General features: G+C 38.3%; 14 protein-coding genes and 1 pseudogene. 12 read left to right on the top strand and 3 right to left on the bottom strand.

Annotation, left to right across the window (positions count from 1 at the left end):
- The first annotated feature begins 137 nt into the window (after positions 1–137).
- From ACIFOD_RS06145 to ACIFOD_RS06125, 5 genes and pseudogenes are all read left to right on the top strand, one after another.
- Positions 138–992: a malate synthase gene (locus tag ACIFOD_RS06145; protein WP_430313923.1), complete on the top strand. Its 855-nt coding sequence runs from the start codon at positions 138–140 to the stop codon at positions 990–992.
- A 255-nt stretch (positions 993–1,247) separates the two neighbouring features.
- Positions 1,248–1,406 (top strand): annotated as a pseudogene (locus ACIFOD_RS06140) (histidine phosphatase family protein); the annotation flags it as partial.
- 222 nt (positions 1,407–1,628) lie between these two features.
- On the top strand, positions 1,629–3,092 hold the full coding sequence (locus ACIFOD_RS06135; RefSeq protein WP_430313922.1) for a hypothetical protein: 1,464 nt from the start codon (positions 1,629–1,631) through the stop codon (positions 3,090–3,092).
- A complete protein-coding gene (locus ACIFOD_RS06130; RefSeq protein WP_430313921.1) occupies positions 3,092–3,703 on the top strand; it encodes a hypothetical protein in 612 nt (203 codons plus the stop codon). The genes ACIFOD_RS06135 and ACIFOD_RS06130 overlap by 1 nt, the downstream gene beginning before the upstream one ends.
- Positions 3,696–6,296 (top strand): AAA family ATPase, encoded by a 2,601-nt coding sequence (locus ACIFOD_RS06125; RefSeq protein WP_430313920.1) that lies wholly within the window; start codon positions 3,696–3,698, stop codon positions 6,294–6,296. The genes ACIFOD_RS06130 and ACIFOD_RS06125 overlap by 8 nt, the downstream gene beginning before the upstream one ends.
- A 27-nt stretch (positions 6,297–6,323) precedes the next feature.
- Here ACIFOD_RS06125 and ACIFOD_RS06120 read toward each other — a convergent pair whose 3' ends face one another.
- Complete coding sequence (locus ACIFOD_RS06120; protein WP_430313919.1) at positions 6,324–6,677, bottom strand: hypothetical protein; 354 nt, start codon at positions 6,675–6,677, stop codon at positions 6,324–6,326.
- Positions 6,678–6,914: 237 nt separating this feature from the next.
- On the opposite strand from ACIFOD_RS06120, the gene ACIFOD_RS06115 reads away from it, so the two are divergent.
- On the top strand, positions 6,915–7,589 hold the full coding sequence (locus tag ACIFOD_RS06115) for a hypothetical protein (RefSeq protein ID WP_430313918.1): 675 nt from the start codon (positions 6,915–6,917) through the stop codon (positions 7,587–7,589).
- Positions 7,590–7,676: 87 nt separating this feature from the next.
- Here the strand turns inward: ACIFOD_RS06115 and ACIFOD_RS06110 are convergent, their stop codons facing one another.
- Positions 7,677–9,005, bottom strand: coding sequence for a purine-cytosine permease family protein (locus ACIFOD_RS06110; RefSeq protein ID WP_430313917.1), 1,329 nt, complete (start codon positions 9,003–9,005; stop codon positions 7,677–7,679).
- A gap of 241 nt (positions 9,006–9,246) precedes the next feature.
- On the opposite strand from ACIFOD_RS06110, the gene ald reads away from it, so the two are divergent.
- From ald to ACIFOD_RS06090, 4 genes are all read left to right on the top strand, one after another.
- Positions 9,247–10,365 carry an alanine dehydrogenase gene (gene ald / locus ACIFOD_RS06105; protein WP_430313916.1) on the top strand — a complete coding sequence of 373 codons (1,119 nt, stop codon included), beginning with the start codon at positions 9,247–9,249 and terminating at the stop codon, positions 10,363–10,365.
- Between the two features lie 325 nt (positions 10,366–10,690).
- On the top strand, positions 10,691–11,371 hold the full coding sequence (locus tag ACIFOD_RS06100; RefSeq protein ID WP_430313915.1) for a metal-dependent hydrolase: 681 nt from the start codon (positions 10,691–10,693) through the stop codon (positions 11,369–11,371).
- 105 nt (positions 11,372–11,476) lie between these two features.
- Positions 11,477–11,719, top strand: coding sequence for a hypothetical protein (locus tag ACIFOD_RS06095; RefSeq protein ID WP_430313914.1), 243 nt, complete (start codon positions 11,477–11,479; stop codon positions 11,717–11,719).
- Between the two features lie 221 nt (positions 11,720–11,940).
- Positions 11,941–13,260: a DRTGG domain-containing protein gene (locus tag ACIFOD_RS06090; RefSeq protein WP_430313913.1), complete on the top strand. Its 1,320-nt coding sequence runs from the start codon at positions 11,941–11,943 to the stop codon at positions 13,258–13,260.
- Positions 13,261–13,337: 77 nt separating this feature from the next.
- Here the strand turns inward: ACIFOD_RS06090 and ACIFOD_RS06085 are convergent, their stop codons facing one another.
- Positions 13,338–13,643, bottom strand: a complete 306-nt coding sequence (locus ACIFOD_RS06085) for a YtpI family protein (RefSeq protein ID WP_113969673.1) — start codon at positions 13,641–13,643, stop codon at positions 13,338–13,340.
- Between the two features lie 94 nt (positions 13,644–13,737).
- On the opposite strand from ACIFOD_RS06085, the gene ACIFOD_RS06080 reads away from it, so the two are divergent.
- Complete coding sequence (locus tag ACIFOD_RS06080; protein ID WP_430313912.1) at positions 13,738–14,679, top strand: DHH family phosphoesterase; 942 nt, start codon at positions 13,738–13,740, stop codon at positions 14,677–14,679.
- Between the two features lie 319 nt (positions 14,680–14,998).
- Entirely contained in the window at positions 14,999–15,277 is a 279-nt protein-coding gene (locus tag ACIFOD_RS06075; protein WP_430313911.1) for a heterocycloanthracin/sonorensin family bacteriocin, read from the top strand.
- Positions 15,278–15,397: the final 120 nt, after the last annotated feature.

Genomic DNA, 15,397 nt, shown 5'->3' with positions numbered 1-15,397 from the left:
GCTATAATTATCATCTGTTGATTTTTTTTATTGAACGTTTAGTTAAATATCTTATTTATTCCGAAGGGAAATTCAAACAGTTTTGTGAGCTTTTCAGGCAATAGTACCCGAGTTATTATACAAGGAGGACTAATATATTGAATTTAATCAATAAGAAAGTTACACATGAGCGGTTTGGTATGGGAAGTATCGTTAATCATAATGATACGGTAGTTGAAATACATTTCGCCTCGGAAAATAAAAAATTTGTTTACCCGGATGTATTTGGACAGCACTTGAAACTACATGATAAAAGTGCTGCCAATTCACTTGAAAAAATTTTACACGAGCAGGAAATGGAACTCAAAGAGGAAGAAATGCAGAAGCAAGAGGAAAAGGAACGGCAAAGAAAATACCAGGAGCTTCGAGTGGGTCATGAAAAACTTATGAAAAATCATAAACTTCATCCCGAATCGCAGATGGTTTACCGGTGCGATACAGAAGAACAGAGTTGCTCCTTTTCAGATTGGACGGTTTCCTCTGGTGAAATAAAAAGTGGTACTAATAAGGGTAAGCCAAACAAACCCAGTCGCTTACACCAAAACAGTGCGGTCCTGCTGACAGCGGTCGATCCCGGTATGCCTGAAAAAGACAGACGGATATTAGGAGTCTATATGGTGAAGGATAATTTCATCGGTAAACTTTGTGAAGATGGGAATATTCCTGCCCATTCCCATTACAGGCTCAAACTTACAGACGAGGAATCGGAGCAGATGCCTTTTTGGAAGTACTATGTTAATGAAAAATCCCCTCAAAAAACGACATGGAATACAGGTAAGTACCGTTATTTTGATAATTCGTGGATGGCTCAGATTTTGCGCGACATCGTTTCATTGAAAAGTGACACGGAGGAACAAGAGCTGGCACAACAATTTCTGGACCACTTCTCTAAGGTGAATCAAATAGTAGAGCAGGAGTTAAAAGAGCCAAATGGAGCATTATTGCGTGCTTAGATAAGAATAGCGGTGGAACTGGCAAATATAAGGTGAGAGAGAGTGTTAGGTTCACTGCGAATAGTGTTAAAAAGGGACAAGGCGGCCGCCTTGTCCCTTTTAGTGGTTTTTGGACACCTTACTTGTTCCTTTGTCTCCCTTTTTACCTCAGCCCTCATTTTATGTGGGGTGAGTTTGAAACGACTATCCTAGTTTTAATGGTGAAATGTTACTTATACTCGATTGTTTAAGGTCGCTTAGACTTTTGTTACAAGACACGGTGAAACCGTATTGAATACCCAAAGGAAGTTACAGGGATGGAAAGACTTTGATTTAACTGAGAACGGAATGATCTTGGGGTCAGACCCTTGGAACGGTGAAGCATTAATGAGCTGGGGGACTGACCCATTCTTTCACAAGACCTTCATCCAGTAGAAAGGGCTGTAATACTGAATACCATCTTCATAGGTATCAATTCGTTTATAGACGCCAATTGACGAAGATCCAGCCTCTTACTAAGCTTAAACTAATGAAAGCAGGCTACCCGCTCATCATCTTTAAAATACAGAACCTTAATTGAATATATTTGGGTTAATTGTATCTTTATGTAATATATTGTAATATTTATATATATATTAAAAGATGGAGGAAGTGGCTTTGGTTAATTTAGAACAAACAATAAACGAATTACAAGACATAAATGCCAATAGAGATGCATTTAGTTCCATTAGTGGCTACTTTTTTCAATTCGAATTAACTTTGTTACATATTTTATATGATGGAAGTGAAAATGATCCTTTTGGTGACAATGAATGTGCAGCAACATTCAAAGTCGAAACCATAGAGGATTATGTAAAGTACTATAAAAAAGATGATAAAGGACATATAAGACTGGCTCAAATGAAACATCATGTTTCTATGACCTCAAATTCGAAATATTATAGTGCTGTTCTTAGTTTGTATTATACTTATTTGAAATTTATAGAAAAAAATGTAACAAATATAGAACTTAAGGCAACAATTTTCCTGTACGACATGTCTCCTGTAAAAGATATATATACTGTATTGAATAGTGCTATTAAGTCTCAAGATCAAGGGTTACAATCTATTATTTCGAAGATATTGGATACGGGGATAGATAATGAAGAGAATAGATTGAGGTTTTCACAAATAACCAGATTTGAAAAAACAGAAAGTCATGCATCCATTTCACAGTTACTTAAACAAGAATTATCAAATAGATATCAAAGCCTTCACCCCAGCCATACTCCAGAACGTCTTTATGCTTCAGCTGTGAGTAAGCTTATTCAGGATAGCGGTAATGGCTTAGAGCTCTCAATTGAATCCCTGAATAGTCTCTTCTTAAATGAAGTAGAAGTTATGAAAGACTTTTATCAGCTTAAAATTATTGATTTTGTAAAGGGTATCATTGATAGCTGTATAAATGAAGTTGAGGTTAATTTTAGATACGCAGATGATATAAAAACGACTTATTCAAGAATATATGGTGACACCATTGCTCCATTTATTGAGAGGAAATTTAATCAACCGGAATTTAGAATTTCTTTTTTGCAAACAGTTACTCCAAAGGATCTTAGTCAAGTAATTGAATTAAATTCTTTATCTGAATATGAAACTTTCTTAAAAGCAAGCGATGCTATAAAACAGACTCTATCAAATTTAGCAAAAATAATATTTAACCACCTCAGTGATGGTGAAGAAAGTTGTTTAGAAGAATGGTTTGAAATAACCGAAAAAGGTTGGTTATTTAATTATCCTTCTGAAGAACGGGGAAAGGGTGTATTAATAGGGAATTTTTATGGAGATATATTTTCTTCTATGTACTATATGTTACCTAGATTAAGAGATAGAGATCTTAGACCAGATGTTTGGTATGTAAAACACGATGATGAAGAAATTAACGCTTCAGATCTACTAAATTATGAATTAGATATTACCGCTCCTTCTGAAGAGCTGCACAGGCATATCTTTGCACAACCTTTTGAAGACCATTACCACATTCAATGTTTAGGTTGTTTGACATTATCCAATTTATCCAATTGTAATAAGGTAAATAACATCTTCTTAGATCAATGCCGAGTTAAAGGAGTAAATGAATAATGAAAATAAATATAGTTAAAGACTATTTACTTACTAACGGATTTTTAGAGAAACATTTTATGAGGAAGAGTGCAATTATTAACAGTGAAGGAAAAAAGGAAAACAGAGTAATAAATATATTGCCTTTTAATCATATATTTATTAGTCAAAGCGAAAAAGAGGTCTATATATTAGAAGAAAATGAATCTCTATTTACTTCTAAAGAGCTAATGAAAATGGACAACTTGATTCTCACTTTTATTCAATTTTTATCAAATAAAGATTCTATTAAATATAATATAAATTTAATTCTTATTTGCCCATTTAATAAAAAAAAGGACAAGAAAGAACTGCAAAAAATGTTAGGTTTTGAGAGAAATAAATATACATGCAGAAAAATATTTTTAGATACTTCTAGTAAGGATTTTAGTGAAGAGATGGCAATATTACCCTCTTTTCCTTTGGATGTCCAACTAGTATTAAAGAGTTCTCAAATTGATAGTCTAACCAATAATATAAAGGAAATCATGGATGAGAATTTATTCAGAGTTTTGTTAAAGGATTCTGAAGAAATTTCCCTTGATCAGGTACTTTTTTCATTAAGCAGCAAGGGGGGAACACATAATGAGTAATGGATTATTAATTAAAAATATTTATATTAAGAATTTTAGAGGATATTCTGAAAAATCGTTCTCCTTTTTTGAAGGGAAAAAAGAAAGCCAAGGCTTAATTTTATTAAGTGGTTCAAATGGATATGGTAAAACCTCTTTACTTGATTCAATTGAATGGTGTTTTACAGGTACTATTCATAGGTTAAAAGAAGATTTTTATGCCAGAAAAGACAAAAAAAGTGCAAAACTGAAAAAATGTCTCATCCGACATAATGGGCAGCGTGAAGATGTTGTTGTGGAAATGCATGTTATGTATCGAGGAGAAGAATTAAGTATAAAAAGGATATTTAAGAAAGAAGATGAAAGCCTTGCTTTTGAGCCTGATAATAGCGATTTCTTAGTTAATGGAATTAATTTACCTGAACAAAAAACCATTGATATTGTATTAGACGAACCAATCGCAAAAGACTTTTATGAACGTTATACCTGTTCCTATGAAAAGAATTTAAGGGTGTATGAAAAAAGCAGGGAAAATATTTATGAGATGTTTTCTTCATTTTTTGGTGGAACTAAAGATATCGAAATCATTATAAATAACTTGGCTGGGGATAAAAAAAATAAAAATACAAAGGGCATTATTGATCAATTGGATTTTAAAATAAAAACAGAGAACTTACCAGATTCCCAAAAGAAAAAAGAAAAGTATGAGGAAGCTGTCGAAGAACTTAATAAATTACTAGAGTCAAAGCAAAGCAGTGAAAAGGGCCCATCTGACAGTTTAAAATATCCAAATCATTTTTATTATAAGGCAGAAACGGTTCCTGATACGATTTTAGCATCTGAATCTAATTTAGATGAAAAAGTTAAAGATTTAAAAAAACAAAGAGTCTATTTACAGAATATAAAAATAATAAAAGATATATCTAGTGTGATTGACTTAACTAATCAATTTAATGAAAATCTAAAAAATCAAAAGAAATACGAGGATTTCATTTCAAAAATTTATCGTCCATTCCAAGAGCTAAAACATGAAATATTAAGTATCCAAGGTAAAACCCCTGATGTGATTACAGAAGAAAAGAAAGAATGCCGTTCTTATGAAAGAGATCTTTTAAAAGCATCTAAATCATCCTTAGAAGGAATTAACGTACTAAAAGCCCTTACTACTAAAATAAAGGGAATAGATGATCACCGGATCCGTGAATTTAATTCTATTGATTCTTTACTAGAGAAATGCCATTCCTTTGAAGATCAGATAAAAGGTTTTATTACAGCAGATGATGAATTAGATGCTTTAAGAGCCATTGTTGATCATAAATCAGGTCTTGAAGTCCATAGAAATAACGGATTTAAAGAATGCCCTTTATGTGGTAGTGAGGAAAATTTCGCTAATGAAAATGTTATGCTTGCAAAAATTGCTAAAGATATCCTTGGCGAAGTAGACACCAAAAGAAATGAACTCCAGTTAAAAATAAATGAGTGTCAAAAAGAGGTGAAAAGCATATTTCAAACTTTTTATAGTTACCTTAGCGAAGCACTCACGAAAAGATTAAACGAATTAGAAAATTTATCAAGATATTTTGAGTTGACAAATGAATTTGTCAAGAACTGCAATCTTTATCAATTTGATTTTCACTCTGTTGATGAAGAAAGGTTACTTCAAAAGAAAAGTGACTTGGAAAATAGTCTGCAGAAAACAGGTGAGTTTATAGCACTAGAAGGAAAAATAATGAAAGTAATAGCAGATGAAAATGAAGAACTTTTTGGAATAGTGGGCAAGCATGGTAGGAATTTAAAAATAGAAGAATTTAGATTATTAGATACAAATGGGAAGATTTATGGAGTTCAACTGTTTTTAAAGGAATATCTAAAATTAAAAGAGACTTTCCCTGTTATAATTAACTTGGAAGAAATAACTCAAATGGATATTGAAACTAAAATTTCAATTCTTAATAAATGGATTTTACATATAGAAACTGATGAAGCCTTAAAATCAAAACGGAAACAAGTACTTTCTTTAGAAAAGAGTCATAAAGAAAGCGAGGAAATTTGTCTTCAAAAAGAAAAGGAATTAGAAAAGCTAAAAGGAGTTCTCAAAGAATTAAAGCATTTAAGAAATCATTGGGATAAAAAAATGGTAGAGAGTATAAAAGTCCCCCTTCAAAAAATATATAGGAGAATAAACCGACATACGAATATCCAAGATATAAATTTGTTAATTGAAGGTAAAACAACCCCAATGGCTAGTCTAAATGCAAATGTAAATGATGAGCAAGTTCCTGCTACAAATATATTAAGTGCTGGGCAACTATCTGTCATGGCACTAGCGATTTTTCTTACCATTTCAATGGGACAAAAGGATAATGAGTTTAAATGTTTCTTTTTAGACGATCCAATACAGACAATGGATGATTTAAACATACTATCATTTATTGATTTACTTCGTACAGAACTGGCTGAAACAAACAAAGATAATAAATTTATTGACCAACTATTTTTTACAACTTGTGATGAAAATTTGGAAAGGCTCATTACACATAAAATGAATAGTTTTGGTGTTAATTACACCCATATCCACTTTAGTGGTTATGGTGAGTACGATGTAGTGGTGTGAAAAACGTGTCTTGTTGACACGTTTTTTTTATAATGGTTTAACTTTTGTACCTTTAAGATGGATAGATATTAGACATATTAATTCTGGTAATGAGTCGCTGGTCAAATTCAACATCAATGACTTTGGACCGTCCCTGATTACAGTACATTCAAAAGAATTATTTCCCATAATAATATGAGCTTGTCTTTTTTTACCCATTATACGCTTAAAGAGATCTAGGGCATCTTCTAAGTTGGTACTATATCTCCAGTGACCAAATGTGTACTGTTCATTGTACCATTCAGTTCCTCCATCTTTACGGAAACAACTGAATGCCAGAACTTCTCTTGCAATAAATAAATCCTTTTCATAGGTAGTCAACGATTCCCATTTCTTCTCCATTTTATCCTCTCCATTTTAAATTTTTATTTGTATTTATTAGCCCCAGCTATTCACATAATTAATGTTTCTTATTCCTACATATATGCAAAAAAAGTAAGTAAAAGGCCAGAAAATTAGTGAAATAGTAATGAAAATTTTGATTTTTGGTGAATAACCAACTTACAACAATCTAGGATTATGTAAAGAAGGAGAAATGGTTCTATTGTCGTATAAATATAGATAAAGGAGAGAGTTAACATGATGAATTTTGAGACGAAATATTTGATTAGGTGGGGTATTCCTGGGTGGGTGTTTATTGTTTTTAGCTATGTGTGCTACCTTTCATACGGTAAAAACTTGTTTTTAGGAAACGAATTTACTGTTACACAGTTACTTGGAATAATGATTTCTCTAGGGTTTGTTGGAATTGTATTAGGCTACTTAATGCATCAGATGTACTTTTCAGTTAATTGGATATTCAGCAAACAATCTTCAAAAATAATGGAAAAATTGTTCGATATCATTGAACATCCAGCAGGAATTAAGGGCATTGAGAGATATAGGTTTGATCACCATAAGGCATACTTTATGTTTGAGTTCCATTGGCAAAAACAATTAATATTAAGCGATAGAGAGCATCGAGAATATGTTTCTGAGCGATATAGATATATGTTATCAACCATCCATGGTTTGGGAGCACTTTTGGTTTCGATTGTAATATCAATAATAACGGTATGCATACTTATATATGTATATGGTCCTAATTTATTTACGGTATTAATCATTCTGTTACTTTTATATTTAGGGTATTCGGTTTGGAAAGGATTTGGATATTATTCAGAGAATCTAATTTACTTTCAAGCCAACTTTGTTAACGCTTTTCATAATAATGAACTTCAGAAACCAAATAAAGAAAGAATAGAAATAAAATAGCATCCTATAAGTGGTGTTTTTAAGATTGAAGAAGAGCCGCTCAGAAGGTAAGAGTGTACCTACCAATTACAGGTTCACTCTTTTTCCTTAACCAAGTTTCTGAATAGGCTTATGTTCTTCCACCCTACTTCTTTTTTTACTAAACACATAGATAATAGAGGTCATGATAAAACAACTAAACCCCGGCGAAAACGAATCAGGAATCCCTAAATAAACCACCATCCCAATCACTAAAACAACCAACGCCTCCCGATTAAAATTCGACTCCCCACTCGCAAGCCTCACCAGCGCACTCTCCGAAATCCTTCCTTTCCTAATAACCAAATAATCAGCCACCACAATCGCCGATATCGGAATGATCAGGATCCCCAAATACGAAATATACTCCTGCGCATTATAAACCAACTGCGGAAAAGAACTTAAAATAATCCCGGCAATACTAAACAACAATGCACTTTGAATCCGCGAAAGGGAAGGCAGTGCGTTAAGTAAACTGTATCCCCCTGTATACGCATTACTAAGATTAATCGAAATCATCGATACCATCGCACAAGCCGTGATCACCAATAGAAGCAGACTCGAGTCGGTCAGTTGCCCCGCTGCCACGAATGGATTCAGATCTTTGAACAAGCTGGCACTCAATCCTCCAAGGAGTGCGGTCATCATGAATCCGACGACGTTTCCACTATATAGGCCCCAGAATCCGTGGCGGTCGCTTTTGCTGTAGCGGGTGATGTCGGAGGATGCGCTGACGCCTGAGATGTATTGGACGAAGACGAGGCTTGAGTAGAATAGGAACGTTCCGATGGAGAATGGTTCCTGGCCTTGGCTTAGTGTTGGGAGGGAATCGGCTCCTTTCGTTAGGAAGAGGTACAGTATGATTCCCTGACCAATCACGAGTATCGGAATGAATAGTTTAGTAGCTTTCTTGACTGCTTCAAAGCCGATGAGGGCTAGAAGGGTCATGATGATGGCGAGTCCGATGGCTACGGGTATGAATGGTATGGTGTACGGTGTTACTTTTTCCGCCATGGAAATGATAACGAAGGTTCCTCCGATGGTTTGGACGCTGAACCAGTAGAGGGACGTCAGGGACCGGATGGGGGATGCGATGAGCATCGACAGCCGGGTACCGATGATGGATCTTAGGACGTATTGAGCGGGCAGGCCGTAGCGGGAGCCCGGTAGAGACAAAAATGATACGAATAGGAAGGCGACGCTTGCTCCGAGTACGGTGGCAAGGAACGCTGCCTGAAAGGATAGTCCGCCTTCAAGGACGGCCAGTGCAGGGATGAGGAAGTTTCCTGCGTTCACGGAGAAGGCGAGCTGTATGATGAAGTATTCGATCCAGGTGGTTGTTTTTAATTGTGGTGGGACCTTTTCAAGTCCGAGTCGTTCAATCATGGGTTGTTTCATGGAATAATCTCCTTTGGGTATACTAAGATGCATCGTTTCTATTTTAAAGAATTTTTGGAAAAAAGCGAAGAAATAATCATTAAATTTTTTAAAGAAAAATAGAGATATTTCCTTATTTATTTGTTAGAATGTAAGTGCTTACAGGGTGAGTAATTGCCCTTCGCTATTATATATGAATAGTGTTATATTTAGGAAGTAAATGCTCCAAGGAGCAATAGTGCATTTAGGAGGTTGGCTTAGTATGCGTATTGGTGTACCAACGGAAATTAAAAATAATGAAAATCGGGTGGCTATGACTCCCGCAGGTGTTGTGAATCTGGTTCTTTTTGGACATGAGGTTTACATCGAATCAGGAGCTGGATTGGGCTCAGGATTTACAGACGAAGATTACGTAGCAGCAGGTGGACACATCGTTGATTCTGCAGCGGAAGCATGGTCCATGGACATGGTCATGAAAGTTAAAGAGCCACTTCCAAGTGAGTACTCTTATTTCCGTGAGGGACTTATCTTATTTACATATTTACATCTTGCTCCAGAACCTGAATTAACGAAAGCGTTAATCGATAATAAAGTGATCGGAATCGCGTACGAAACGGTTGAACTGAATCGTGCCCTTCCATTATTGACTCCGATGAGTGAAGTGGCTGGACGTATGGCTACTCAAATCGGTGCACAGTTCCTAGAGAAGATCCACGGTGGTAAAGGTGTATTACTTTCAGGAGTCCCTGGGGTTCGCCGCAGTAAAGTAACGATCATCGGTGGAGGAGTAGCTGGTACGAACGCAGCGAAAATGGCTGTCGGACTTGGTGCCAACGTAACAATCCTTGACCTTAACCCGGATCGCCTTCGTCAGCTTGATGATATCTTCGGAAGTGACGTAACGACGCTTATGTCCAACCCACTGAATATCGAACAAGCTGTTAGAGAAGCAGACCTTGTCATCGGGGCTGTTCTGATTCCAGGAGCGAAAGCACCTAAATTGGTAACAGAAGACATGATCAAAGCGATGACACCTGGTTCTGTTGTCGTCGATATCGCCATCGACCAAGGTGGAATCTTCGAAACAACGGACCGCATCACGACTCATGACGATCCAACTTACGTGAAGCATGGCGTTGTACATTATGCCGTTGCCAACATGCCTGGTGCCGTACCACGTACGTCTACTATCGCACTTACAAACGTAACTGTACCTTATGCGGTTCAAATCGCAAACAAAGGCTACAAAAAAGCGTGCCTGGACAACGAAGCGTTATTAAAAGGTATTAACACATTGAATGGGTATGTTACTTACCAGGCTGTTGCCGAAGCGCACACTGTAGACTACTCAGATACAAGAACTCAATTAGAGCAACAATAACACCACGAAGCCGACTGCATGAGAATGTTCAGTCGGCTTTTTTTGTATATTTTCATGTCAATATAGTAGAGATTTTGAAGTGCGGGCGTTTTCTACATAAGTTGATTGGAGCGGAAGGTACTCGACTCCGACGGGAATAGCGGGAAAGTTGAGACCCCACGGGGCTTTAGCCCGAGGAGGCTCAACTCACGCCCCGCGGAAAGCGAGCACCTGCAGCGGAAATCAACCAGCACTCGCTTATTTTTATGAAATTCGGGTATAACATAAAAGTAGGATAATAGAGTAAAAAATATAATTAGATAAGTTTATATGGAGGAGATACAAAATGAAGATTTCATATCATGGACACTCAGTAGTGAAAATCGAAACAAACGGAAAAACGATTCTAATCGATCCATTCATCAACGGAAACGAACTGACAGATCTAAGAGTGGATGACGAGAAACCCGATGTGATCATCCTTACACACGGTCACAACGATCACGTAGGTGACACCGTCGAACTTGCAAAAAAGAATGATTCATTGGTGATCGCCAACCATGAACTGGCAACATACTTAAGCTGGCAATTAGTGAAGACCCATCCGATGCATATCGGCGGTGCCTATGAATTTGACTTCGGAAAAGTGAAATTCACACAGGCGTTCCACGGGTCCGGCCTGATTACGGACGGAAATGAAATCATTTACATGGGAATGCCTGCAGGAATCCTCTTGATGATCGAAGGAAAAACGATTTTCCATGCAGGTGATACAGGCTTATTCTCGGATATGAAACTGATCGGGGAGAGACATCCGATTGATCTTGCATTCCTTCCGATCGGGGATAATTTCACGATGGGACCAGAGGATGCGGCTACGGCTGCAAGCTTCTTAAAAGCGAAGAAAGTCGTGCCGATTCACTATGATACGTTCCCGCCAATCAAACAGGATCCGCATAAATTCATCGATATGCTCGAGGATTCTGAAGGACAAGTCATGAAGGCTGGAGAGGTAATCGAATATTAAATCAGTAAGGGTGGTGCATTTGCATCACCCTTTTTCTCATGTTTACACAATATCCTCCATTCTCTCGCATATACATGATACAAGCCTAGAGAGGAGGAAAAACGTGTGAAACAACGATATATCCTATGTTTACTGTTCACAGGAGCACTCATCTATTATGGAGCTCCCCGCATGTCCATTTTTGCAGAAGGTCTGGAAGGGATCTTCGCCATCGGCTGGCTCGTCCTCGCCACCTTTGTAGTAGCAGGGAATCTCGCAGCCCTTCTATACACACCTAAAGGAACAAGTAAGGGCAAGAAGTTGAAATCGAAACCGGTGCGGAAAGTGAGATCAAGGTCGTTTGGATAAGCTTTTTAAGAAAGTGGTGTTTGTTTAAGGTGAACCTCTCAAGTTGATTGAAGCGAGCACCTGGAGCGGAAATCAACCTGCACTCTCTCTGTAAAAAAGCAACAAAGTTCTCCCAATCAATGGGGCTTACACCAAAGTAAGTCCCGATTAAATTGAAACACCACGCTTTTCACATTATAATAAACATATGAAGCAGGACGTTATAAAGAAGGGTGAAGAGCTTGGCTACTAAACACGAACAAATATTAGACTACATAGATACCTTGCCAGTCGGTGAAAAAATCTCCGTCCGCCAAATTGCAAAAGCATTGACCGTAAGCGAAGGAACGGCATACCGGGCGATCAAGGATGCCGAAACAAAAGGATACGTCAGCACCATCGAGCGCGTCGGGACGATACGGATCGAACAAAAGAAGAAAGATAACATCGAAAAGCTCACCTATGCAGAAGTGGTCAATATCATTGATGGACAAGTATTGGGTGGAAGAACGGGATTACATAAAATGCTCAATAAGTTCGTCATTGGAGCCATGAAGCTTGAGGCTATGATGAGATACACGGAAGCGGGGAACCTATTGATTGTCGGGAACCGGACCCAGGCCCATGAGCACGCACTGAGAGCAGGGGCTGCCGTACTGATCACAGGTGGCTTCGATACAGAAGATCATGTCAAGAAGCTTGCAGACGAACTGGAGCTCCCGATCATTTCTACTTCCTACGACACTTTTACAGTGGCCACCATGATCAACCGGGCCATCTATGATCAGCTCATCAAAAAGGAAATCGTATTAGTAGAAGATATTTTAACAAAAGCAGACGATACAGCGTACTTGCATTTAGATGATACGTTGGAGGAATGGTACGAAAAGAATCAGTATACGTTCCACAGCCGGTTCCCAGTAGTGGATAACAACCTGAAAGTACACGGGATGGTAACCGCTAAAGACGTCATGGGGCAGGAGAAGTATACGGGGATCGATAAGATCATGACCAAACAACCGATCACCGTCAGCCCGAATACCAGTGTCGCTTCCGCCGCCCATATCATGATTTGGGAAGGAATCGAATTACTCCCGGTCGTGAATGAACAAAACAAGCTGCAAGGGATCATCAGCCGTCAGGACGTATTGAAAGCACTGCAAATGATCCAAAGGCAGCCACAGGTCGGGGAAACGATTGATGATCTGATCAGTAACGCAGTAGAAGCAGCGGGTGAAAAGAAGGGCGATAAAGAAGTCTACCATTTCGCAGTCACTCCACAAATGACTACGGGAATTGGTACGATTTCGTATGGAGTATTCACTACATTAATGACAGAAGCGGCCAATCGTTCATTGAAGCCCTACAAAAAAGGTGATATTGTCATCGAAAACATGACTATCTATTTCATCAAGCCGGTCCAAATGGAGAGCATGCTCGAAATTCACCCGAAAGTGCTAGACGTCGGAAGGAAATTTGGTAAAGTGGATGTAGAAGTATATTGTGAAGGTGTAATGGTAGGGAAATCATTGATGATTTGTCAGTTGATTGATCGTCATTAAGGTTGTTTTTGGATGGATAAACAAAGGCTACGGAATCAAAAAAAAAGACCGGATAAGCATCCAGTCTATTGTCGCATTTATTGGTTATCCAGTTCTTTCGCTTCTCTTTGAGCATAAGGAAGCACGTGCTTATACAGCTTATACCCTGCCCAGCAGCTTCCAAGCCCGATAAGGATAAAAAGACCGCCGATAAAATAGGTCAGCGTTCCTGGAAATAAAAGGAGCTGGTTTATACCAAATAAGGCAACAAATAACCCAAGGGCAATGCTTGCCTTTGCCGATAACCATTTCTTTTCCATTGGTCGATTCGTTCGAACCTGTCTGATTTTATAAAAGACATAAAACGTGAATGTTACGACAATCAGTAGTGCGAGAAAATACATAGTTTTGTCCTCCATCGTTGACTTCTCTCGCTACTATTTTACAGATATCAGGACAGAATGCCAAATGAAAAATTCCACTACAAAGGAGATTCCCATGAAAGAACAAATACTGGACCTCATCAAACAATATGAAACGATCATCGTACATAGACATGTTCGCCCGGATCCTGACGCCTACGGTTCCCAGGGTGGCCTGGTGGAAATGCTGAAAACGTCCTTCCCGGATAAAAAGATTTATGCCGTCGGAAAAGAAGAGGAAAGCCTTCATTATTTAAAACGCTTGGATGTCATTGAAGACCACGTGTTCGAAGGAGCTTTAATTATCGTTTGCGATACGGCGAATGAAGAACGGATCTGTGACCGTCGTTATAAGTTAGGGGATAAGCTCGTGAAAATCGATCATCACCCCAATGAAGATGCATACGGGGATTACTTATGGATCGATACATCCGCAAGCTCAGTAAGCGAAATGATCTATGAATTCTACTTGTTCGGTAAGGATAAGGGACTCACGCTATCCGATGAGGGAGCAAGACTTTTATTTGCCGGGATTGTGGGAGACACGGGAAGATTCCTTTACCCGAGTACAACCCAGAATACGTTTGATATTGCAGGCGAATTGATTCGCTTTGATTTTGACCGTAATGAACTATTTAATAAAATGTACGAGATCGATGCCAATGTCATCAAGCTGCACGGATATGTCCTTCAAAACTTTGAAATGGATGGGGATGGCTGTGCAAGCATGATCATGACGAAAGAAATTCTGGAAGAGCATCAGGTCATTCCTTCAGAAGCTTCTTTACTGGTCAGTACATTGGGTAACGTAAAAGGCATCAAAGCCTGGGTATTCTTCATTGAAGAAAGTGATCAAATCAGGGTCCGTCTGCGTTCAAAAGGACCAGTCATCAACACCATCGCCAAAAAATACAACGGCGGCGGACATCCATTGGCTGCAGGGGCTTCGATTTATTCATGGGAAGAAAAAGAAGAAGTGATGAAAGATTTAAGAGAAGTGTGCAGGAATCATCAATAAGTCTTAAGAGGAGCCGGCAGATGCCGGCTCCTCTATTTGATGTTCTAAAAATCCCCAGCTTCAAATTTAATAGGGATGTGAGTGGTTCGTACAGTATAAACCTGTTCAAGCTCCGGTCCATTAACTGGAGTGTTTTTTTGTTCTTCCCCTGTAAAATAGGCTTTTGTATCAGTCACAATACCCAGCAAGATGACATAAATTGTTTGGGAGTGTTCACATTTTAGTGAATGTACCTAAATGACAGAAATTTTTTTTAGAAAGCTCAATGGTTTTTGTTGCTTAATTGTTAGAGACATTGGGTAATTTTTTTGGGGAGGTAATGAAATTGATGAATCATTTTCACAATGAACTTCAAAATCTTAATGTAGGTGATTTCCAGGCAACACAGCCAGTTTCATGGGATCAAAACATGTATGATCCTAATGACGAACGACTTTTCCTTGGATTTGGCGGCTGTTTCGGCTTTGGCTTCTCATGCTTCTTTAGCTGTTTTGGTTGTGGTGGCTGTGGTGGATGCTTCCGTTGCGGCGGCTGCGGAAGATGCGGCGGAGGTGGCCGGTGTGGCGGGGGCGGCAGATGTGGACGCTGCGGCCGTTAATCAGCTTTTAGAATTTCGTTTTCAACATGATCCCTGTACGAGTCAGTGCAGGGGTCTTTTTTTTATACATAAGGGACAAAGTGAGACTCATACGATGATAATGATAGTCACATTAGCGGG

Source organism: Rossellomorea sp. NRS-1567, from assembly GCF_050467885.1.
Classification (GTDB): Bacteria; Bacillota; Bacilli; order Bacillales; family Bacillaceae_B; genus Rossellomorea; species Rossellomorea aquimaris_C.
Note: the sequence above shows the minus strand (reverse complement) of the source record. Positions and strands in the feature narration are given on the sequence as shown.